The organism is Bacteriovorax stolpii (genome assembly GCF_002872415.1).
In the GTDB taxonomy this organism is placed as follows: domain Bacteria; phylum Bdellovibrionota; class Bacteriovoracia; order Bacteriovoracales; family Bacteriovoracaceae; genus Bacteriovorax; species Bacteriovorax stolpii.
Genome location: NZ_CP025704.1, coordinates 959,234 through 978,557, shown reverse-complemented (window position 1 = coordinate 978,557; position 19,324 = coordinate 959,234). Strand labels below are relative to the sequence as shown.

At 40.7% G+C, this 19,324-nt stretch carries 26 protein-coding genes; 10 read left to right on the top strand and 16 right to left on the bottom strand.

From position 1 onward, the window contains the following. Positions 1 to 3: 3 nt before the first annotated feature. Entirely contained in the window at positions 4 to 510 is a 507-nt protein-coding gene (locus C0V70_RS04730; RefSeq protein ID WP_158649566.1) for an Hsp20/alpha crystallin family protein, read from the bottom strand. Between the two features lie 140 nt (positions 511 to 650). On the opposite strand from C0V70_RS04730, the gene C0V70_RS04725 reads away from it, so the two are divergent. Next, entirely contained in the window at positions 651 to 1,814 is a 1,164-nt protein-coding gene (locus C0V70_RS04725) for an alpha/beta hydrolase (RefSeq protein ID WP_133566714.1), read from the top strand. On the opposite strand, the gene mltA is transcribed toward C0V70_RS04725, so the two are convergent. From mltA to C0V70_RS04710, 3 genes are all read right to left on the bottom strand, one after another. Then, a complete protein-coding gene (gene mltA / locus C0V70_RS04720; protein WP_133566713.1) occupies positions 1,811 to 2,977 on the bottom strand; it encodes a murein transglycosylase A in 1,167 nt (388 codons plus the stop codon). The genes C0V70_RS04725 and mltA overlap by 4 nt on opposite strands. A gap of 37 nt (positions 2,978 to 3,014) precedes the next feature. Continuing rightward, a complete protein-coding gene (locus C0V70_RS04715) occupies positions 3,015 to 3,716 on the bottom strand; it encodes a hypothetical protein (RefSeq protein WP_102242716.1) in 702 nt (233 codons plus the stop codon). A gap of 161 nt (positions 3,717 to 3,877) precedes the next feature. After that, the gene (locus tag C0V70_RS04710; protein WP_208107787.1) at positions 3,878 to 4,240 is read right to left on the bottom strand and encodes a four-helix bundle copper-binding protein; all 363 of its coding nucleotides are present in this window, start codon (positions 4,238 to 4,240) and stop codon (positions 3,878 to 3,880) included. A gap of 176 nt (positions 4,241 to 4,416) precedes the next feature. On the opposite strand from C0V70_RS04710, the gene C0V70_RS04705 reads away from it, so the two are divergent. After that, on the top strand, positions 4,417 to 4,638 hold the full coding sequence (locus C0V70_RS04705) for a hypothetical protein (RefSeq protein WP_102242715.1): 222 nt from the start codon (positions 4,417 to 4,419) through the stop codon (positions 4,636 to 4,638). Between the two features lie 48 nt (positions 4,639 to 4,686). Here C0V70_RS04705 and C0V70_RS04700 read toward each other — a convergent pair whose 3' ends face one another. Next, the gene (locus tag C0V70_RS04700) at positions 4,687 to 5,724 is read right to left on the bottom strand and encodes a linear amide C-N hydrolase (RefSeq protein WP_102242714.1); all 1,038 of its coding nucleotides are present in this window, start codon (positions 5,722 to 5,724) and stop codon (positions 4,687 to 4,689) included. A 101-nt stretch (positions 5,725 to 5,825) separates the two neighbouring features. Here C0V70_RS04700 and C0V70_RS04695 point away from each other — a divergent pair, with 101 nt between their 5' ends. After that, positions 5,826 to 6,317 (top strand): YbhB/YbcL family Raf kinase inhibitor-like protein, encoded by a 492-nt coding sequence (locus C0V70_RS04695; protein WP_102242713.1) that lies wholly within the window; start codon positions 5,826 to 5,828, stop codon positions 6,315 to 6,317. Here the strand turns inward: C0V70_RS04695 and trmA are convergent. The 5 genes from trmA to C0V70_RS04670 form a co-directional block, all read right to left on the bottom strand. Beyond that, positions 6,314 to 7,411, bottom strand: a complete 1,098-nt coding sequence (gene trmA / locus C0V70_RS04690) for a tRNA (uridine(54)-C5)-methyltransferase TrmA (protein WP_102242712.1) — start codon at positions 7,409 to 7,411, stop codon at positions 6,314 to 6,316. The genes C0V70_RS04695 and trmA overlap by 4 nt on opposite strands. 48 nt (positions 7,412 to 7,459) lie before the next feature. After that, on the bottom strand, positions 7,460 to 8,155 hold the full coding sequence (locus C0V70_RS04685; protein ID WP_102242711.1) for a transglycosylase SLT domain-containing protein: 696 nt from the start codon (positions 8,153 to 8,155) through the stop codon (positions 7,460 to 7,462). A 212-nt stretch (positions 8,156 to 8,367) separates the two neighbouring features. Further along, positions 8,368 to 8,964: a YceI family protein gene (locus C0V70_RS04680; RefSeq protein ID WP_102242710.1), complete on the bottom strand. Its 597-nt coding sequence runs from the start codon at positions 8,962 to 8,964 to the stop codon at positions 8,368 to 8,370. A gap of 37 nt (positions 8,965 to 9,001) precedes the next feature. Next, positions 9,002 to 9,517, bottom strand: a complete 516-nt coding sequence (locus C0V70_RS04675) for a hypothetical protein (RefSeq protein WP_102242709.1) — start codon at positions 9,515 to 9,517, stop codon at positions 9,002 to 9,004. A gap of 141 nt (positions 9,518 to 9,658) precedes the next feature. Continuing rightward, positions 9,659 to 10,003, bottom strand: coding sequence for a hypothetical protein (locus C0V70_RS04670; RefSeq protein ID WP_102242708.1), 345 nt, complete (start codon positions 10,001 to 10,003; stop codon positions 9,659 to 9,661). A 162-nt stretch (positions 10,004 to 10,165) separates the two neighbouring features. Between C0V70_RS04670 and C0V70_RS04665 the strand changes: the two genes are divergently transcribed. After that, entirely contained in the window at positions 10,166 to 10,510 is a 345-nt protein-coding gene (locus C0V70_RS04665; RefSeq protein WP_102242707.1) for a hypothetical protein, read from the top strand. Positions 10,511 to 10,559: 49 nt separating this feature from the next. Here the strand turns inward: C0V70_RS04665 and C0V70_RS04660 are convergent, their stop codons facing one another. From C0V70_RS04660 to C0V70_RS04640, 5 genes are all read right to left on the bottom strand, one after another. After that, positions 10,560 to 11,153 carry a hypothetical protein gene (locus C0V70_RS04660; RefSeq protein WP_102242706.1) on the bottom strand — a complete coding sequence of 198 codons (594 nt, stop codon included), beginning with the start codon at positions 11,151 to 11,153 and terminating at the stop codon, positions 10,560 to 10,562. Continuing rightward, a complete protein-coding gene (locus tag C0V70_RS04655; protein ID WP_102242705.1) occupies positions 11,153 to 11,380 on the bottom strand; it encodes a helix-turn-helix transcriptional regulator in 228 nt (75 codons plus the stop codon). The genes C0V70_RS04660 and C0V70_RS04655 overlap by 1 nt, the downstream gene beginning before the upstream one ends. 110 nt (positions 11,381 to 11,490) lie before the next feature. Then, entirely contained in the window at positions 11,491 to 12,069 is a 579-nt protein-coding gene (locus C0V70_RS04650) for a TMEM175 family protein (protein WP_102245448.1), read from the bottom strand. A gap of 52 nt (positions 12,070 to 12,121) precedes the next feature. Then, positions 12,122 to 12,622: a CBS domain-containing protein gene (locus tag C0V70_RS04645; protein WP_102242704.1), complete on the bottom strand. Its 501-nt coding sequence runs from the start codon at positions 12,620 to 12,622 to the stop codon at positions 12,122 to 12,124. Further along, complete coding sequence (locus C0V70_RS04640) at positions 12,558 to 13,331, bottom strand: DUF72 domain-containing protein (RefSeq protein WP_102242703.1); 774 nt, start codon at positions 13,329 to 13,331, stop codon at positions 12,558 to 12,560. Before C0V70_RS04640 ends, C0V70_RS04645 begins: the two co-directional genes overlap by 65 nt. Before the next feature lie 268 nt (positions 13,332 to 13,599). On the opposite strand from C0V70_RS04640, the gene C0V70_RS04635 reads away from it, so the two are divergent. From C0V70_RS04635 to C0V70_RS04625, 3 genes are all read left to right on the top strand, one after another. Further along, on the top strand, positions 13,600 to 14,385 hold the full coding sequence (locus tag C0V70_RS04635) for an NYN domain-containing protein (RefSeq protein WP_102242702.1): 786 nt from the start codon (positions 13,600 to 13,602) through the stop codon (positions 14,383 to 14,385). 65 nt (positions 14,386 to 14,450) lie between these two features. Beyond that, positions 14,451 to 14,759 (top strand): hypothetical protein, encoded by a 309-nt coding sequence (locus tag C0V70_RS04630; protein WP_208107785.1) that lies wholly within the window; start codon positions 14,451 to 14,453, stop codon positions 14,757 to 14,759. Between the two features lie 90 nt (positions 14,760 to 14,849). Beyond that, entirely contained in the window at positions 14,850 to 15,065 is a 216-nt protein-coding gene (locus C0V70_RS04625) for a hypothetical protein (RefSeq protein WP_102242701.1), read from the top strand. A 191-nt stretch (positions 15,066 to 15,256) separates the two neighbouring features. On the opposite strand, the gene C0V70_RS04615 is transcribed toward C0V70_RS04625, so the two are convergent. Further along, a complete protein-coding gene (locus C0V70_RS04615) occupies positions 15,257 to 15,484 on the bottom strand; it encodes a BON domain-containing protein (protein WP_102242699.1) in 228 nt (75 codons plus the stop codon). Positions 15,485 to 15,627: 143 nt separating this feature from the next. On the opposite strand from C0V70_RS04615, the gene C0V70_RS04610 reads away from it, so the two are divergent. The 3 genes from C0V70_RS04610 to C0V70_RS04600 all read left to right on the top strand — a co-directional run bounded on the left by C0V70_RS04610 (position 15,628) and on the right by C0V70_RS04600 (position 19,185). Continuing rightward, positions 15,628 to 16,989 (top strand): hypothetical protein, encoded by a 1,362-nt coding sequence (locus C0V70_RS04610; RefSeq protein ID WP_102242698.1) that lies wholly within the window; start codon positions 15,628 to 15,630, stop codon positions 16,987 to 16,989. A gap of 98 nt (positions 16,990 to 17,087) precedes the next feature. After that, the gene (locus tag C0V70_RS04605; RefSeq protein WP_102242697.1) at positions 17,088 to 18,686 is read left to right on the top strand and encodes an ABC transporter substrate-binding protein; all 1,599 of its coding nucleotides are present in this window, start codon (positions 17,088 to 17,090) and stop codon (positions 18,684 to 18,686) included. Between the two features lie 13 nt (positions 18,687 to 18,699). Then, positions 18,700 to 19,185: an SRPBCC family protein gene (locus C0V70_RS04600; RefSeq protein WP_102242696.1), complete on the top strand. Its 486-nt coding sequence runs from the start codon at positions 18,700 to 18,702 to the stop codon at positions 19,183 to 19,185. The last annotated feature ends 139 nt before the right edge of the window (positions 19,186 to 19,324 follow it).

Below are 19,324 nucleotides of genomic sequence, written 5' to 3'. Positions count from 1 at the left end.
GGATTAATGTTTCTTCACGTCGGTCTTTGTCGATTCATTTATTTGAATTCGTCTGCTTTTCACCTGCTCACCTTTTGGAATATGAACAACCAAGACTCCACCATCATAAGCGGCTTCAATCTTATTGGAGTCTACTCCAGTTGGAAGAGTGAAAGTTCGGCTGTAAGTTCCAAAAAATCTTTCTCGTCTTCCTTGTTTGCGACCATTTTCAGATTCATATTTTCTTTCTGCTAAAATAGTCAGTTGATTACCAGAGCAATCAATGGAAATGTCCTCTTTTTTAATCCCTGGCAGATCTGCGCTCACCAGGTATTCATCAGCGGTTTCATCAACATCAATGGCCGGTGATAAAAAACGATTGTCAGTTGGAAAAACTGATAAGTCAGAATTAAGGAAATTATCAAACCAACGGCTTGGTTCCCAGTAGTCATTTGACCACGGTGTAAAGAAGCCTGCTCGACGAGAGGCTGGAAGGTGCTCGCGGTCATAATTTGTCACATCTTTTTTCATAAACGACTCCTTGATCAAACATATTAAAGGACCTTCTCTTTTAAGAAGCATAAAACATGCCATTCTTTCATTGCAGTCGTTTACCGTTTTGATTAAATTAGAAGCAATATTATTAGTCACCCTTATCCGAGTAAAACACTGTGAAAAGAAATGCTCTCATCTTCTCATTGATCGCTCTTTTAAGCGCCTGCTCTTCTGAGCCAGTAGCCCCATCTAAACCAGAAACTCCTGCCATTTTGCAAGCTACCACTCCTGCTACAGAGGAGACTCCTGAAATTGTAAATCTCGATGAAAAATTTCAGGAAGACTTAAAACCAATTTGGGACGATTACTTTAAGGAAGACTATACTGACACACGTGCTATTGATGTTTTTGTTGTCACCAACAGAAAATCAAAAACCGGGAACTTTGGGTGTACAAACAATACTTATGGCGTTGCCTTAGATAAAGTGACGAGCTTTGGCATTTGTAAAATCAATGTCCCAAAAAACCACAGCACTGGGGAATTAACATTCACAAAAGACGGACGCCAGTCCTCTCACGATTACTTTAAAATCCTCAACGCCAAATCTCTCCCTGAGACGACTGTGATGGATTATATGAAAAAGACAAAGAGAAACCCACTGGTCTTCGTTCATGGATTTAATGTTCGCTATGAAGAAGCACTTCTTCGTGCTGCCCAAATCACTTATGACTTAAAATACCAAGGCCCAGTCATCCTTTTTTCATGGCCTTCTGGGGCGGGAGACGGATTCTTTGATGAACAGTTCCTTACAAAAACATATGAAAGCAACAATCAAAATGCAAAAGCTTCGATTCAAGCTTTTAGAAATTTAATGACTTCACTGGCAAATAGTAATTTAAAAGTAAACCTGGTTGTGCACTCAATGGGGCATCAGGTAGTTCTTCCCGGTTTAAAAGATTTACATAAAAGCGTTATCAATGAACTTGTTTTAAATGCTCCTGATTTTGAAGCTGCTGAGTTCTTACGTTTAATTGATAATATCAAGGATACAAGTAAGCGCATTACTCTTTACTGTTCATATAATGACAAAGCGATGACTGCTTCAAAAACATTCAACAATAATGACCGTATGGGAGCTTGCACTTACTCAGAAAACCTGGACACAATCAATGTGGGCCTTGTCGACAACCAGACTCTAGGCTTAGGTCATGGTTATTATTCTTCGCGTGCGATCCTAAGTGATGTTTTTCAAGTTCTTTTGGGGATTGATGCAGAAAAGAGGCTCTTTATTAGAAAGAGTGAACCTAACAGCACCGAAAAATTTTATCTAAGAAATTAATTAATGACTTTAGGGACGAGGTAGTACAATCGTCCCTTTTGTTTCATGACTCCTGCTTTGTGAGAAGCTTCGTCACCTTGGCCAAAAAAAAGATCCACTCTTCCTGCTCCACGAATAGCCCCCCCTGTATCCTGATCAAAAACAAGACGAGGTGCTGGTGACCATGAAATCGGCTCAAGATCTTTAATGCTGGCAAAAACTGGTTCTTCTACATCCAGGAAGGCCATTGCGCCTTTGGGAAAGAGATGTAAATCAGTGGCAATAGTTCTACCATCACTCACTTCCATTCCGGCATAAGTTAAAGCAAGGCCGTCGAGTTTTTTAAAGAAAACGTAACTTGGGTTCTTGTTTAAAATGTCCTGTTTTTCTTTTTCCGAAAGTGTATCAAGATGCTGCTTGATTTTTTGCATACTCATACTTTCAAGAGGAATGACATCTGTTAAGAACTTTCCGATAGGGATGTAAGGATGTCCATTTTGAGCGGCATAACCCACACGAATCTTTTCTCCATCTTCAAATTCAACAACCCCAGATCCTTGAATTTGAATGAAGAAAGAATCTACTGGCTCCACCCAGGCAAGCTCAAGCTTTTGTCCCTTAAGCTTCATATCGACATCAATATTCTTTCTATCGTAATAGGGAACAAGATTGTTATTTTCCAGTCTCCCCTGTAACACACCAAGTTTTTCAGTCTTAGAAAACTTGTGAGCGAATTTTTTCAAATCAACAGTAATCATATCAACAGGAGTGCTGTACATGGCCTGCGAATGAATTTTATTTTTAGCCTTAGAGCCCTTCACCAAAGGTTCATAATAACCAGTGGCCATGACCTCTCCCCAGTCATCTTTCCCATAGACTTCCATAAAATCAAAATTATTATAGATATAACTTTGCCAGCTATCTTGATGATTAAAAATCTCTTCAAGTGAAGCAATATACTGTTCTTTAGGGATTTTAATCTCTCCAAAGGTCATTGTCGGCATCACTAGACGCGAAGTCTTCATGACATCAATGTGTTTTCTTAAAGCGATAAAAAAACTTTCTTTAGAAAGAGTGTCAGTGAATACCGGTCTGGAAGAAGCTGGGCGCATCGATTCTTCAATGCGAGTGATTGGTGCACGGGCACACGAAGCTAATAAAAGAGCGATCAATAAGTATTTCACTCAAAAATGATCGCTAATGATTCATTGACTGTCAAAATTAAAACTGATGACTTGGAATTCTCCATCCCGCAGCTGAGGATATCACAGTGTTAACCAGAGAGTCGGCGGTATTGCCCAACTTCCCAGCTCCACGATTGACGACAATTTGTTTGATTGTCTCATCAAGTAATGTTGTTTTTCCCGGCAACTGATCACCAATGGCCGAAAGCCTTTTGCCGGCTTCAGTAAAATGAGCAGTCGCTGCTCCACCATTATTTCCGGCCATAATAAAAGAAGCAGCTACCTGATAAAGGTCTTGTTTTAATTTTTGTAGATTCGCCACTTCCAGTGAATTAATCTTTGGATTTAAACTGATATTATCAAAGGCCCATGCTTTTATTTCCGGCATACTTGTCATGTAGGCATAAAAAGGAACCACTTTATCAAAATCGTACCCCCATGAGACTTTCTTAACCATTACACCCTGGCAAACAACATTAGTTGCATCATCATCCATCGAGTGAATAGTTACATCTGAGACGGCCATAATTGTTTGCATCTTCCCATTGGCCTTACATTGATATGTACATTCAAATTTTACCCTTCTCGGATAATTGCTATGGAAATCGTTTGTCAGGTATTTTTTAGAATCAATGATTGGACTGCAGAAATTATTTTCTGGCAGGACGTCTTTTTTTGATTGAGCAAAGACTGATGTCACGGTTAGAGAAAGAAACATAAAGAAAAGCACAGCTTTCATTATTCTACCCTCATTTATTAAGACATTCCCTTCAAAGATAACATAAGGGTGAAAGTCCAGGAGAGGCAGGATAAAGAATACATTGGGGTGTCTAAGTTTTAGACAATCGACGCAGATGAGAGTTGTATAAAGTCGGCTTCTTAATGAAGCCGCCTTTCTTTTTAGTGGCCCATCTTAGACATTCCTTCACACGAATAAGCGCATTTTGTACAGGCTTCATAACACTCCTGCATCCAGGCTTCACTTCCGTTTTCACAATCCTTAGCACAGGCCCTGCAAATCTTTGCACACAGGCCACAAGTGTCATAATGATAATTCGATTCAATCATCATAAACTCTGCTGATGTCATGCAAATGGTGGCACAGGCCTGAAGTAATTTTACGTGTTCTGTATTTATATTAGATGACTCAATGGCCCTGCTAACAGCTTCTTCACACACACGAAAACAGTTCAAACAATTATCAATGCACTCTTTCATATGTGTTTTAGTCGACTGTTCGCCATAGACTGATTGAAATTGCATATATCCTCCTTGATATGGCCGCTTAGAATTATAACTGCAACCACAATGCCGAAAAGAAATGCCCCATCCTTAGTCCACTTTGTTCCCATACCTTCTTATTTTATGCCCTTAAATTCGGCACAGAGGTTGCTTTTAATATCGCAGGCACTGATGCCCACATTAACAAGAGGTATTATATGGCAATTCAAAACAATCAGAATCAAAAACAACCTGCTCAGCAGCAAGCTGGTCAACAAGGTCAACAAAAACCACAACAAGCTGGATCACAAGTGAACTCAAATAAAACACAACAGGGTTCACAAGTTAATCAAAAACCAGCACAACAACAGCAACAGCCAGGCAAAGCTGGACAATCTTCACAACAAAATTGGCAAAAAGACAGAGAGATGGATAGATAATTAAAAAGAAAAAGAAGATAAGCTGCCCCCAATTGGGGGCAGCTTGATTTAGTCATTACATTTTGTTTCGTTAGGATAAACTGCAAGTCTCATTGTTAATGCCGCCGGAAGCTTTTGCATATCAACCGACTTCTTAATCACTGATTGGTTAACATTAAAATCGAAATCCTTAAATTCATGCCTGATTGGACCTTCGCTGTCACTATCAAGGTCAAAATACTTAACCGGTGTCTGGCAGCTGAAATCAAGTGCTGAAACATCAATCATACGCTGCAATTTAATCTTTGCTGTCGTTCGAAAATTAATAGTTCTTTGACTTTGATTATAAATGATTTGCCAACGATTATTCAATGATCCTACGTCGGCCAAAAAAGTAAAAAGAGTTTGAATTTTATCATCATATTCGTTAATCGATTTAACGTTGTAGTTAGAGCGGACAAAACGATCCAGTGATTCTTTTGAGCCTTGGACAACTGGTTTATCCCCTCCAAAAGTAACAAACTCTTTTGCGTAGTCTTTTGACTCATCATATGTATTATTGGCCAGGCCAGAAATGGGAAGTGTATTACCATGGCGGGTTTCAATTTTTCCATTAATAAATTCGATCGTCATACACTCATTGATATCGCACGTGAAATAATGTAATTGCGAACCAACTGGCGCCAGGCGAAGACCTTTCAATGCTCCCCTAATTTCACCAATCGTTTGAAAATTATCCAGCACGTACTGAATAAATTGGAGTTCGTTGAAAGAAGCTTTTGCATCGACGGGTTGATATATTGAAGACTTTAATTCAAGGGCCTCTACAATGAGTCCTCTTTCATTCATTCCGCCTGTCGGGAACTCTCTTCCGAATTGATTGAAGGTTACACTTCCATATTTCGAGGTCCACGTACTTAAAACGTCTGTTGGCAGTATTCTCACACTTGTTTTTGTTACGTTTCTTTTATTGGTGTAAACCAAACCATGTCCATAGGCCCAGTCAAAAGTCCTTCCCACCCAATGCTCTTCATTTGGGTACAGAGAAAAAATCGTGCAAGGAAAAGCTGATTGAATCATTAACAAACTGAGAATAATGGCCTTCATGAATCCTCTCTATTTAAGTTTTCTATTCGAAAAGTTTAAAGGAGAAGGCCTCTCATTTGCATCTTAATTTTTAACAAACTCTCTTGAGACAAGGAGGTCTTATGCCCTTTACAGCATGGTCCAACGCACTTAAACCAGGACAAACAGTACCAGATAACTATGTCTTTAACGGCATGGGGTGCTCTGGAAAAAATATCTCTCCACCACTTGAGTGGAAGGATGCACCGAAAGACACTAAGAGTTTTGCCGTGACTGTTTTTGATCCAGATGCACCTCGAGTCGGTGGATGGTGGCACTGGGCCGTCGTCAATATTCCGCCAGAGGTCACTGCTCTTCCAGAGGGAGCTTCAAACGAAGGAAAACTTCCAACAGGCTCAGTAGAAGTAGAGTCTGATTATGGTGAAGCTCATTACGGAGGACCTTGCCCGCCGATTGGAGACAGTCCTCACCATTATGTCTTCACTGTCTACGCGCTAAAAAATAAGGAAGTGCATTTGAGTCCGAACTCAACACCTGGAAGTATTAAAAATCTTCTGGAACATGAATGCCTGGCAAAATCCAGCTTTACCGTTGAGTACGGCAGAGGCGTTTAGTTGCGGCAAAGAAGCACACCACACTCCATGTGATCAGTGTATGGAAACTGGTCAAAGAGCGCCAGGCGCTTAATTGAGTGAGTTGATGAAAGCGCTTCAAGGTTCTCAATCAACGTGTGTGGGTTACATGAAATATAAAGAATACGTTCATATTTTTGAACTAATGCTACAGTATTAGCATCAAGGCCAGCTCTTGGAGGATCGACAAAAATAGTGCTGCATTCGTAATCAGAAAGATTGATGCCTCTTAGTCGCTGGTACTCTCTTTTTCCGGCCATAGCATCACTGAAATCTTCTGCAGACATACGGATGATCTGAAGATTAGTTATGCCATTCACTTCAATATTGTATTGAGCAGCCTCAACTGAAGGTCCTGCGAGTTCTGTCGCCAGCACTTTCCTAAAATTCGGAGCTAGAGCAATTGAAAAGTTTCCGTTACCGCAGTAAAGCTCTAAAAGGTCTCCAGAGCTCTCTTTTGTACAATCGATCGCCCACTCCAGCATCTTAATGGCCACTTGGGCATTAGGCTGTGTAAAGCTGTTTTCAATCTGCTTATAAAGAAGTTTTTTGCCATTAACTGGAAGCTCTTCAATGACGAAGTCGCGATCAAGATCAATCTTTTGTTTGCGGGCACGCCCAACCAGGTTTACTTTAAACTTGCTTGAAAGCCTTTCTTTGAGAAGTTTGGCTTCGGTGATCCAGGCATCATCTAGTTGACGGTGATAAAGAAGGCTCACTAAAATCTCACCACTTAATGTCGAGAGAAAGTCGACCTGGAATAACTTCTTCCTTAAAGCAAGATTCGGCCTTAACTCTTCCATTAATGCCTTCATCATATCGTTGATAAGCAGGCTCACTGGAAGGTATTGATCGGTTCTGATTTTCTGGTCCTGGACTTTATCGAACATGTAATAATACATGTCCTCTCCCTCGTGCCAGACGCGGAATTCCGCTCTCATGCGGTAGTGGGCTTCTGGAGATGCAAAGACCTCTGCTTCCATTGTCGTAAAGGGTTTAAAAAGCTCTTTAAGCTTAAGGCGTTTTGCCTCTAGCTGTGAAGCATACAGAGTGGTGTCGAGTGCATTTAAATCCATAGGGCCGAGTATGGCCCAAAAGGTCTCTTTTGACCAGCGCCTTTCTCCCTATTGAAGCGCCAGAAGTCGTGGTTTACTGGTCTTTTTAAAGCCTGCGATGTTGGATTTCTCCAGTTTCTTCATTCGGCGCTCAAGCTTAGTGAGGTAAAGCCCCTTATATTTTTTGCTCTTTGAGTGGTAGCGAGCGTACCATCTGCGGTCGTTTTTCTCGTAGCGGTCTTTCAGAATTGTTAAGATCTGGGCCATCATATCCAAAGCGTAAACTTCATCTTTTTTTAATCTCTCACTGTCGATTAATGGCCTTTTCATGCGCTCAAATTCTTTGTTCCAAACTTCCACATTAATCTGCGCTAGAGACAAGTCTCCAGTAGAGGAAACTGCATTTTGATTAAAACTACTTTCCGTATCAATAATCGATAAAACAATCTGAGGTGGAATATTATATTTATTTAAAACCGCATGAATCTTTATCGACAAATGGTGTTTTTGCGCCTTACTCATCGTAGGCTTTAGAGTCTTCATCATTTTGGCAATGACGACTGGCTTATTAGGGACATAGATTTTATCAAAATCCCCAAATTCGTCATCGTAAACATTGTCTAATTTGACCGGCTCTAGCCCTTTGGTATTTTTTGTATTTCTAACGTTCGAGTAAACACCAATAGCTAATGTCGAAAGCAGGACAAACTTTAAGAAGAGTTCTTTTTCCTGAATTGTTGTTACATATGTTGTTAGTGTTTTCATATCTACATTATAAAATGCGACACGAATGAATTAGTCCTAAATATGAGCTTTTTGCGATATACCAGCTAGTTAAAAAATACCAGCTATTTATAAGTTGCGAGAATAAGACAAATTGAACTTAGAGATTTTACCTAAAAGTGGCCACACATAATGGCAGATGAGAGCTAAGTAAAAGGCTTCACTTTCCTAAATAGAAAGTGAAGCCTCAATCATTATTTTTCTAATACGCCTTCAGAGAGAATTTGAATTGTTACTTCATCGCCAACAGCAGGACCGATATCAATTTTGTCATTGTAATTGATATGGAAATCTTTGCGGTTGATTTTTGTATTGGCCGAAACAGCAGCTCTTGTTCCCCCCCATGGGTCTTTAGCTGATCCGGTATACTTCCCGACTAAAACAACTTCTTTAGTAACATCTTTAATTGTTAAATCACCAGTCACTCTAAAACTTGAAAGTGTCCCAGTGAATTTTTTACTCTTAAAAGTCATCGTTGGGTATTTAGCAGCATCGAAAAAGTCCGGACTCTTTAAGTGTTCATCTCTTTTTGCTACCGCCGTATCAATTGATCCAATAGGAATTGTAACGTCGATTGTACTTTTACTAATGTTATCAGAAAGCATGAATGTCCCTTCGACATCATTAAAACGCCCCTGAACTTCAGATACAACAAAGTGTTTAATTAAAAACGACACTCGTGTATGAGCAGGGTCAATTTTGTAAGTCCCAGGCGTGAGCTTTAATCCGACAGCAAAAACATTAGAAGAAATAAGTAATGATAAAAAGAGAGCTGACAATGTAGATTTCATAAGACCTCCTTAAGTACGAAAAAGTCTAGCAAACAACTCATTGGCAGTCAGCCTTTGAATGATAAATAAGAGAGTGAGCTTCTTCTTCTGTTTGACTCGTACCAATAACACAACTCTTCTCTCCATCTAATCGCACGGAGTAAATGACAGATGTGTCTGTTCCATTTTCTGCATCAACAACACTTAAACGATAAATCAGACCGGCCCACTCTATTGATCCCGATCCTTCTGCGTCGATAGTGTGCCTATAAAGCCATTCGATCTTATCTGATCCTGGGTCATGAAAATTACCAGGCCTTTGAAGATTAATTTGCACTCCATTAAAGAGCAGTTTCGGTCCATAACGAAGATCTCCACCTTCGATATAGAGCTGGTAGCCACCAAATGACCTGCACTCCGCTTCATAGAAATCAATTGGCGCCTGGTCATTGGCTTCGGAAATAACTACGCAATCGTTTTGAATGTCAGTGTAAGCGCTCTTCCAATGCCAGTCTGGGGCAAAAGAAAAGCTCATGAATAGAAAAGAAAAAGGCACGATCAATAGGGATTTCATTTTTTTCTCCTGTTAAAAAACAAAACAGAACGCTACTTCTTTTTCTTTCGCTTCCACAAGATGAGGAAGTGAATTTAATAAAATCTAAAGCAGCTCTCTAGTTGCCCTTTAACAGGAGGTATACCGAATCAATAAAAAATTTTATTCAACACATTTAGCTTCAGCAATTTTTCCAACAACAAGTTTGTTTGTTGCGATCTTTCCGCCACCAGGTAAAGTTACGACTTCACCAACAGCTTTTACTTTTACAACGCTCTCACAACGCCAGTCTAACTTTGCAGTTTCAACAGTCACTGAGAACTCGTTAAGTTTTGTGTTTGCGACTTCAACTTTTAGAAATGTTTCTGTCTGGGCCTTATCCATTACTTTTGACAGAACTTCAGGAGCCAACACAGCTCTGGCAGCATCAGCATTTCCGTAAACGGCAAGCTTAGCAAACGATGGAACAGAAAGAACCATTAGAGAAGCGATCAGAAGTGATTTCATAAGTCCTCCAAATTAAACCTTTTTATGTGTTGAAAAAGCGCCTTCTTTATAAACAAGTTTCACATTTTTCGCTAGAGCTCCTGAATTTTTTACACCAGGGCCACATAAGAGAAGAAACATGCTACAAGGACGCAACTTCTTTAAAACAACTTGGGAGAAACTATGAAAAAAACTATCGTTATTGCCGCTTTATCACTTTCAACAACTCTTGCTTCTGCTGCCACATTCTCTGAGCAGACTCTGGCAAACTCAACAATCCAGACTGTTGCTAATGTTGTTGCCAACATGATCGTTATTTCAAGCCAGGCTTCTTCAATCGCTACGACTGAAAATAGAAAAATGGAAGCGCAAATGATCCAAAATGATATCCAGGACTACGCTGTCAACGGAACAATCAGCGTGTACCTTGCTTCTAAAATTGAAATGGTAAAATCAGTGAATGCTGAGCTTTCGACAGAAGAGTCGATCGACGTTTTAATCCTGGCCTCTGAATCAATTCTTAACTAATAAAAAAATCCACCAGGAGCGCATAAACCTGGTGGATTCTTTACTCATACTATTCGCGGAGCTCTCGCCTCGCGACCAAGTGATAACTTCCAATTTGCCATATCATAATAACTAAAAGCATGAATGGTTTTGATAGAGGTATAGACTTGTAGTCAAAACTCTCCACTCCATCTTTAACCTGATGAACAAAAGCTGTTTCATCATGGGCCTTTAGACCAAAGCCGATAGCAACTTGGCCATTTTTCCCGGGAGCAGGCACTTCATTCTTTTTCACAGTTAGCGTTGTGACTGAAAAAACCAACATAAAAAGTAAAAGAGCAAAGGTCGAAAGGAAAGAAAACTTAGCAGCGTTGCCTGCCACTAACCCTTCTCTTTCATCGCGCTCTTTAATCCCCGCTAGTTTGGCCATAGTTGTATCGCGGAATTTTTTTCCAAAGAGCATCTTGGTCACAGTGTAAAGCAGGATTAAAACCCATGCGATAAAACACCATCCAAAGATATCCCAGACTCCACCTTTAAGGTTAGCGGGTTCACTCGCTCCCTTAAACTCCGTACTTGCCCAAATCATAAATCCAATAAAGATCGGACTTGAGTACACAAAATATTTCAATGCATATCTATCGAAACGATTTAGCTCTTTCATTATTCTTCTTCCCCTAATTTAAAAATGTCGTGAATGCTTTTCTCAAAGAACAGACTTAGTCGAAATGCCAGTTCGAGTGAAGGATTGTAATTTCCTTTCTCAAGTGCATTGACTGTTGCTCGTGTCACTCCAATAGCATCGGCCAGTTCCTGCTGCGTGATTTTCTTTTCAGCACGAAGCACGTGTAGCTCGTTGATGAGTGTGAGTTTTGCTTTTAAATTCCCCATGGGTGTGTGGCTCCTTCCATGTAAAGTAAACTATACATGGAAGGCATAAATGTCAACTTTACTTTACATTTTGTTAAGTTTTTTTGACATTCTTGAGGAATTTTAAGGATTTAATGGGGTTGAAGGGCACCTTCCACTCTTTTGTCCGGGATAAGCCAGATAAGGGCCACAGACACGTAAAGAGTGAGTGAGATTGCTGGATGAATGAAGGCCGAAGCTATCGCCACTGCATAGATCAACACCGAAACTTTTCCTTTCCAGTCTTTTCCTACTGCGCGAGCAAGAGTTGAATCCTTCTCGTGAGTATTTGTTAATATCTTCACTAGAATTCCATAGGCGGCTCCACACATAAAAAGAATAAAACCATAAACTGCAACCGGAATAGCTGCGAAATGATGCTCATCCATCCATGCCGTAGTAAAAGGAATAAGTGAGAGCCAAAAAAGTAAATGAGTGTTGGCCCAAAGAACAGGACCTTTCACGTGTTTTACGATCTGAAACAGATGGTGGTGATTGTTCCAGTAGATACCAACATAAATGAAACTCAAAATATAACTTAGAAAAACATACGCAAGTGAACAGAGCCCTTCCCACGTTGCTTCATGTGGTGGTTTCAGTTCCAGTACCATAATCGTTATAATAATAGCGAGCACACCGTCGCTAAAAGCCTCAAGTCTACCTTTATGCATTTCATTCATGCAGCTATTATCAAATGAAGCCTACAAAGTCGGCAACTCTTTTTTAATGAACAGTGTGACCGTCGTGCCCACCTTCACTTTCCATATTATTTGCTTCAGGGTCATCATCTTCAGTAAGTTCAATCTTCGCATTACTCGATGCACTCTTTTTTTCTTCTGATTTTTTTGGAACTTTGTAGTGGTTGACTCTCTCGTACACCCCACACAAATGCCCTTCTTCATCAATAATCGCCAAATGCTCCAGGTGATTGGCATCCAGGATCTTTTGACATTCTTCAAGAGTAATATTCTCTCGCGCCGTCACCGGCACAGGCTTCACAAACAGCTCAGCATTTAAACTCGAAGGAACTACACTTTGTTCAAAAGATTTAGCTGAGATATCATTGCCGTAGATAATGCCCACGAGATGTTTTTCAAGCATGGTGTCCACAACTAAAATTTCTTCAGAATCATTGTCCTTCATAATCTTCTTTATATTTTCAATGCTGGTCAACGGCGTGCACATCGGTGTGTCCACCGTCATGTATTCTTTGATAAGACTCATAAACTTCTCCTTTTTGATAAACAGCTAGTGCGTTTAGTGTTGCGTATCCAAAAGTTGTATTGTCAAAAATACACCAGACATCTGATGTAAATGTTTTCATTTCTTCCAACAGGTTATCCAAATAGACAGGAGAATAATCGCTACTGTACATTTCCGGACTCCCGTGCAAGCGGTAATACTCAATTTCATTTTCAAATTCACCTGGGCATTTTTCCGGGTCAGCTGTGACTTTGGAGATACGGTACTTCTTCATCAGTTTAATAGCATCCCTAAAAAGCCAAGTTGAATTCCGGGCCTCCAGGACAATCGGTCCTTCATGAACAGCTCTCATGGCCGCATAAAATTTTTCCATTCGATCAGTATGAAAACTTTGTCCGGCAGGAAATTGGAGTAAAAGAGGTCCTAGTTTTTTCCCCAGCTCTTTAATCACCATGAGACTTGCCATCAGGTCCTCGCGGTCGATAATTAGATCACTTTTATGCGTAAAGCGCTGGTTGATTTTTACACTGAAGCGAAAATGATCGGGCGTTATTCTTGCCCAATCTTGATATGTTTCAGGTTTGTGATCTCGATAAAATGAAGTATTAATTTCCACTGCGTTCAAGCGATTTGCATAGCGCTCTAAAGCTGTTCCTTCTTTTAAAAAAGAGCCTTCTGCTATTTTAGGAATATTCCACGCAGCTGTTCCAACATACATCATTATAAGCATCTCTCTTTTTATTAGTGATCAGGTTATTATTCGCTCTCTTTGCCAAGCAATAAAAACGGCCAAGGAGGAGTATAATGAGGAGTATATTTGCCCCCTTCTCTAAATCAGTTTTCTAAGTCCATCCCCTTTGACTCCTTAATTATGAGGAAAAGATCCACATAATCTTATGTGGGCCGGCATCAAATCCTCTTAATGAGTTAATATTGCAATCTACGCGCCACTGGCATACGAAATGCACTAAATTTACCAGGAGGGTCGATTAAAGATCATGGCCACACCAAACGAAATTACCAACATCGCTCTCTTTTGCGATTTCGAGAACATTGTTCTTGGAGCAAAGGAGACTAAGTTTCCTCACTTTAATATTCAACTCATCCTCGAGCGTCTTCTTTTGAAAGGAAGCATCGTTGTCAAGAAGGCGTACTGCGATTGGGACCGCTACAAGGACTTTAAGCGCGATATGCATGAAGCCGCTTTCGAGCTCATAGAAATTCCCCACACCCGTCAATCCGGAAAAAATTCGGCCGATATACGCATGGTCGTTGACGCCCTTGATCTCTGTTACACCAAATCCCATGTCGACACTTTTGTTATCATCAGTGGTGATTCTGATTTCTCACCTCTGGTCTCCAAACTTAGGGAGAATGACAAACATGTCATTGGCATCGGAGTCCGGGACGCAACGTCTACTTTATTAAGTGCCAACTGCGACGAGTTCATCTTTTACGATGACCTGATGAGAACCCACACACCATTGAAAAAAACAGAAGTGAAGAAGTCTCCGGAAAAAGCAGTCAGCAAAAAACAAGAAGCTCTAGATTTCATCTGTGAGACACTAAAAGCACTCACTGAAGAGCGGGGTGAAGATGAATTTTGGGGTTCTATGGTAAAACTCACTATGAAAAGAAGGCAACCTGGATTTAACGAATCAGCTTATGGTTATGCTTCCTTCAGAGAGTTGGTTGAAGATGCCCAGAAAAAAAACCTTCTCATCATGCACCGTCAGGAGCGCTCTGGTCAGTACACCATTCGCCTGGCCCATGCCGACGAGTAGGCCCTTGAGTTGCATATAAAATAACCAAGAGGAATATTTCCTTTAAAAACATTCAAGGAGGAACAATGGAGAAATATTTATTAAAAGAAAGCGGAAGAGCTCAAGGACTTGCACCCTCTTCTTCATCTGCGCGCGAAGGAACAATGACGAAAGCGCTTGAACGTCAGACAGCAAAAATTCCTTCGACTTATTTTTTAGCCGCGGCCGGTGGAGCGATTGCTATCTCTCTAGGGCTTGCCGTTATGAATAAGCAAAAAGGATGGGCAAACTTTGTGGGAAACTGGGTTCCAACTTTACTTCTTCTTGGGATTTACAACAAGATTGTTAAGACTCATGGTTCTGATAAAGCAGATGCCTTGAGACATCTTCATTAAGAAATGTTGCCGGGTTTAAACCCGGCAATAAAAATAAATCACCGACGTCGATAGACATGATTACTTTATTCTTTCCGGAGAAAAGACCATATGAATAAAGCAGCAGACAAAAAGCAACGCCAAGATGAGGAGGAAGATCACCCGGATATTTCTCATATCCCCAATGATCAACCAATTCCCTCTCGCAATCCCGAGAAAAACTCGCCAGAAATTCCAGTCGACGAACCGGATATACCGGGACCAAAAAATGTGCCAATGAAGGAGCCAAACCGCAAATCAAGAATTCGTGTTCTCAATATCCAATAGAGGGGGCTTTACCTCTGACGAATGGGCCTTCACATGTTGCCCACGGCCTTGTCCGTTATTTTTTTTAAGATGTTTGCTAAAGCCCTTAATCTCTCCAGGGGCCCTGCTTTGATTCGGTATTTTATCCATTAAACGACGCTCTTCTTGTCTGTGTGATTGGGCCTTTTTTTCTCTCATTTTATCCTCCACAATTACTGAACGATTTTGACTGTCAGTTCATTTTCTACATCATCAACACCTGGCAATTCTCTGATTGTTGACTCGATGAAGTCCAAAGATTCCTCAGTATCGACAACCCCTGTGAGCCGGACGATTCCGTCATGGACATGAACGTCAATGCCACTTTCTTCTCCTACTGCTTTATAAATCTCCTTCCTTACCTGCTCGTTTGACCTAATAACAATGTTTCTCTCACTCATGAGCGAACCTCCCTTAATGGTCACTACAGTAAATAAAGCAATTCCCAAGCCACTCTTTTACCCAACGCTTACATGATGGACTAATCCAAATTTTCTTTTTCACTACACTAAAGACTTCTGCCCTAAAACCGATATATTTCCCAATGAAACTCATACAAAAAACCCTGTTCACATTAAGCCTTTTTATCCTTGTTGCCTGCCAGACAACCCTGAACAGGCACGTAGCTGCTGATTATCACATCTCTAATAGCGCTCAACAGCTGGTGACTTGGGAAACTAAGGCCAACGCGATCTCTGAGAGATCAAATGAAGTTATCCGAGTAGAACACTATGAGATTCCCTTGAGGCTTCTGGAAAAAGACTTTGATGCTAACCTGGACTCGAATATCAAGAACTCACTACTTTTTACTAAAAATGGTGAGACGTATGCCAGATGGATCATTAACCCTGAAGACTCTAAGTGGCATCTTGAAGTTAAAAGCTTTTTACAAAAACATAAGATCGATAGCGAACCAAAAAAATTCTTTGATGGTTACTTAACAGCTTCGCGCTCAATGATCCTGGTTAACCCAACGAATGGAGCAAGCTTCTCACTAAAAGTTTCAACTGATAAAACAGGTGGAAAGTGGACAGATAAAAAACAAACCTGGGCCGATGCCTTGCAAGTCCGCAACATGAATCGCTACCTTCAGGAAACACTTCCTAAAATGGACACACCCACACTCGTGATCATGGATGAACCTCTTGCTATGGGGATTAAAGAACTCGATCACGGTATGATCATGCGCTCACTCAACGATCTCCCTGAAGATGGTCACTATTATCTTCCGGCCTTCTCTGCTCTTCATGATGTTGAAGGTGCAAGAATTACAAAGCTTAATGGCGCAACTGATCCTGTGCGTTTTTGGGATAAACACCTTAATGAACCTATTGCCCGCGCAATGGCCGAGTATTTTGCGGCCACAGGTTCTTGGTATGACTCTCCTCACGCTCAAAACTTTTTAGTGGAACTTGACCGCGATATGAAACCGACAGGACGAATTGTCCTGCGCGATCTAGGTGACACTTATCTACTCGAAGACTTTGTGAAAAATACAAAGTTTGGCTGGATCACAAAAAATTGGGACCCAAACAATGTTCAGCAAGGAAAAATTACCACAGGGATTGGACTTCTTCATGGTAACAATCCACCAAGCTGGATGACATCAACGGAATACAAAGAATACCAGTGGGGTTTCTATCGAACTTTCGAGCAACGGTTTGCTGAAATCACCGGTGTTCCCTACAATGAAATGCTCAGAACAGAATCAAAGGAATCTCTTTGGTCATACTCTCGCAAAACTTATCAGGCGACATCAGAGGCCTGGAAAAAATTCATTCGCTATGCCAACTGCCTAAACGGCGAACTTAAAACGCTGGCCGGAGAAAAGTGCCCAGAGCTTTATTTAAAACGCCAACGCAAAATAGATTGCTTCCAAGGCGTCAACGCCATTATCGCCCACTAAATTAAGTAACATTCCTGTGACTATGGATTTGTGCACGTTCACTATCCTATTGCGTTTATCGCTTATATAATTTTTTCTTTTGCCTGGAGTTTACCAACATGCTTAAAACCACACTCATTCTCGGACTCTTATCTCTTTTACCAATGAGTCTTTACGCTAAAACATTTGTGAATTGTTCCGAAGCTTCTCCCGCTTCTTTTAATCCACAGGTTGTAACAGACGCTCCCTCATACAATGCTTCTGCTATCACTCTTTACAACAAGCTAATGCGCTTTGAACTAGGAACGACAAAAATGATTCCTGGCCTGGCAGAGTCTTATACTATTTCAAAAGATGAGAAGGTTTATACATTTAAACTTCGCCGTGGAGTTAAATTCCACACGACAAGTTACTTCAAGCCAACTCGCGATTTCAATGCTGAAGACGTTCTTTTCTCTATCAACCGTCAAAGACAAAAAGATCACCCTTTCCACATGGTAAGCGGAGGTGTCTACACTCAGTATGAAAATAACATCAAAGACAATATCAAAGATGTTGTGGCACTTGATCCATACACAGTGCAAATCACTCTAAATGAAGTTCAAGCTCCCTTCCTGGCCTACATGGCCGGAAACTACATGAGTATTCTTTCTGCTGAATATGGTGAGAAACTTGCCAAAGAAAACCGTAAGCAGGACATGGATCAATTCCCTATTGGAACTGGCCCTTTTTCTTTCGTTTCTTATGTAAAAGACAGTGTGATCCGCTACGCTGCTCACCCAGATTATTGGGATAAAGCAAGTTATAAAGGAAAAGCTGAAAACCGCATTGATAAATTAATCTTTGCAATCACTCCAGACCAAACAGTTCGCTACCAAAAACTAAAAGCTGGCGAATGTCACTTCGTCACACTTCCATCAATCGTTGACCTCGATGATATGCGCGCCAACAAGAATGTGCTGGTCATGTCTCAGGAAGGACTAAACGTTGGTTACCTGGCGATGAACACAACAAAAAAACCTTTTGATAATGTTTTAGTAAGACGTGCAGTCAACCACGCCCTTAATAGAAAACTTTACCTGGATGCCATCTACCACGGCACAGGAATCGTTGCGAGCAATCCGGTTCCTCCTGCTCTTTGGTCATACGACAAAACACTTAAGGACTACGACTACAACCCGGAAAAAGCAAAGGCCTTATTAAAACAAGCTGGCCTTGCCGATGGTTTTGAAACTGAAATGATTACTCTTCCTGTCACACGTCCCTACAATCCGGATGGAAAAAAGATGGGCGAACTGATGCAAGCAGACCTGGCAAAGGTTGGTATCAAAGTAAAACTTGTTACGTTTGACTGGCCGACATTCCTAAAAAAATCGCGTTCAGGTGAACAGCAAATGATCCAGTTCGGCTGGACTGGAAACAATGACCCTGACACTTTCTTAAATGACCTTTTAAGCTGTGCAAGCGTTGAATCTGGAAACAACACTGCAAGATGGTGTAACGAAAAGTTCAATGATCTTGTTCTTCAAGCAAGAAGAGTCACAGACCAAAAAAAGCGCGCTGATCTTTATAAGAAAGCACAAAAAATCTTTAAAGAAGAAGCCCCATGGGTAACTCTAGCTCACGCGAAAGTTTTTAGAGTTATGGATAAGAATGTAGCAAACTTTAAGATTGATCCGTTTGGGTATGATTACTTTGATCAAGTTGAATTAAAATAACAGAGGAGCTCTTATGAAAAGCTTTAATCCTGAAACTGATTTGAAATTTGAACGCATTGTAGACCTAACACCCTCTCAAATGTTTGCCGGCTGGACAACACCATCCCTTTTAACGAAATGGTTTACTCCTGCTCCATGGAAAACAATTGATGCCAAAATAGATCTAAGACCTGGCGGGAAGTTTTATACACTCATGCAATCTCCTGAAGGACAAAGCTTTCCAAACACTGGATGCTACCTGGAAGTTGAAAAAGATCACAAGATTGTTTGGACCTCTGCCTTAACTTCAGACTTTCGTCCAACCTTAGATGAATCTCCAACTTCATTTCCAATTACCGTGCATGTAATTTTTGAGAAAGATGCAAAGGGCACAAAATATACTGCCTACGCCCTTCATAAAAATGCAGAAGATAAGAAAAAGCATGAAGAAATGGGATTTGAAGTTGGATGGGGCCTGGCCTTAGATCAACTTGTAAAGCTAATGAAAGAGGTCCAATAATCTAAGAAATTAGAATAAACAAATATCATTTCTCCATCACCTAAGATCCGAATATTTGGTCCAGATGTCAGACATTTTTTAACTAATTTCCCTGACAGTTGGACCACTATTTGGCACTCTTTTTCCTCACACACACAAC

What these genes read in the sequence shown, in the direction of transcription:
- C0V70_RS04730 (WP_158649566.1), bottom strand. Translation starts at nt 510, where the DNA reads ATGAAAAAAGATGTGACAAATTATGACCGCGAGCACCTTCCAGCCTCT.
- C0V70_RS04715 (WP_102242716.1), bottom strand. Translation starts at nt 3,716, where the DNA reads ATGAAAGCTGTGCTTTTCTTTATGTTTCTTTCTCTAACCGTGACATCA.
- C0V70_RS04710 (WP_208107787.1), bottom strand. Translation starts at nt 4,240, where the DNA reads ATGCAATTTCAATCAGTCTATGGCGAACAGTCGACTAAAACACATATG.
- C0V70_RS04705 (WP_102242715.1), top strand. Translation starts at nt 4,417, where the DNA reads ATGGCAATTCAAAACAATCAGAATCAAAAACAACCTGCTCAGCAGCAA.
- C0V70_RS04700 (WP_102242714.1), bottom strand. Translation starts at nt 5,724, where the DNA reads ATGAAGGCCATTATTCTCAGTTTGTTAATGATTCAATCAGCTTTTCCT.
- C0V70_RS04695 (WP_102242713.1), top strand. Translation starts at nt 5,826, where the DNA reads ATGCCCTTTACAGCATGGTCCAACGCACTTAAACCAGGACAAACAGTA.
- trmA (WP_102242712.1), bottom strand. Translation starts at nt 7,411, where the DNA reads ATGGATTTAAATGCACTCGACACCACTCTGTATGCTTCACAGCTAGAG.
- C0V70_RS04685 (WP_102242711.1), bottom strand. Translation starts at nt 8,155, where the DNA reads ATGAAAACACTAACAACATATGTAACAACAATTCAGGAAAAAGAACTC.
- C0V70_RS04680 (WP_102242710.1), bottom strand. Translation starts at nt 8,964, where the DNA reads ATGAAATCTACATTGTCAGCTCTCTTTTTATCATTACTTATTTCTTCT.
- C0V70_RS04675 (WP_102242709.1), bottom strand. Translation starts at nt 9,517, where the DNA reads ATGAAATCCCTATTGATCGTGCCTTTTTCTTTTCTATTCATGAGCTTT.
- C0V70_RS04670 (WP_102242708.1), bottom strand. Translation starts at nt 10,003, where the DNA reads ATGAAATCACTTCTGATCGCTTCTCTAATGGTTCTTTCTGTTCCATCG.
- C0V70_RS04665 (WP_102242707.1), top strand. Translation starts at nt 10,166, where the DNA reads ATGAAAAAAACTATCGTTATTGCCGCTTTATCACTTTCAACAACTCTT.
- C0V70_RS04660 (WP_102242706.1), bottom strand. Translation starts at nt 11,153, where the DNA reads ATGAAAGAGCTAAATCGTTTCGATAGATATGCATTGAAATATTTTGTG.
- C0V70_RS04655 (WP_102242705.1), bottom strand. Translation starts at nt 11,380, where the DNA reads ATGGGGAATTTAAAAGCAAAACTCACACTCATCAACGAGCTACACGTG.
- C0V70_RS04650 (WP_102245448.1), bottom strand. Translation starts at nt 12,069, where the DNA reads ATGCATAAAGGTAGACTTGAGGCTTTTAGCGACGGTGTGCTCGCTATT.
- C0V70_RS04645 (WP_102242704.1), bottom strand. Translation starts at nt 12,622, where the DNA reads ATGAGTCTTATCAAAGAATACATGACGGTGGACACACCGATGTGCACG.
- C0V70_RS04640 (WP_102242703.1), bottom strand. Translation starts at nt 13,331, where the DNA reads ATGCTTATAATGATGTATGTTGGAACAGCTGCGTGGAATATTCCTAAA.
- C0V70_RS04635 (WP_102242702.1), top strand. Translation starts at nt 13,600, where the DNA reads ATGGCCACACCAAACGAAATTACCAACATCGCTCTCTTTTGCGATTTC.
- C0V70_RS04630 (WP_208107785.1), top strand. Translation starts at nt 14,451, where the DNA reads ATGGAGAAATATTTATTAAAAGAAAGCGGAAGAGCTCAAGGACTTGCA.
- C0V70_RS04625 (WP_102242701.1), top strand. Translation starts at nt 14,850, where the DNA reads ATGAATAAAGCAGCAGACAAAAAGCAACGCCAAGATGAGGAGGAAGAT.
- C0V70_RS04615 (WP_102242699.1), bottom strand. Translation starts at nt 15,484, where the DNA reads ATGAGTGAGAGAAACATTGTTATTAGGTCAAACGAGCAGGTAAGGAAG.
- C0V70_RS04610 (WP_102242698.1), top strand. Translation starts at nt 15,628, where the DNA reads ATGAAACTCATACAAAAAACCCTGTTCACATTAAGCCTTTTTATCCTT.
- C0V70_RS04605 (WP_102242697.1), top strand. Translation starts at nt 17,088, where the DNA reads ATGCTTAAAACCACACTCATTCTCGGACTCTTATCTCTTTTACCAATG.
- C0V70_RS04600 (WP_102242696.1), top strand. Translation starts at nt 18,700, where the DNA reads ATGAAAAGCTTTAATCCTGAAACTGATTTGAAATTTGAACGCATTGTA.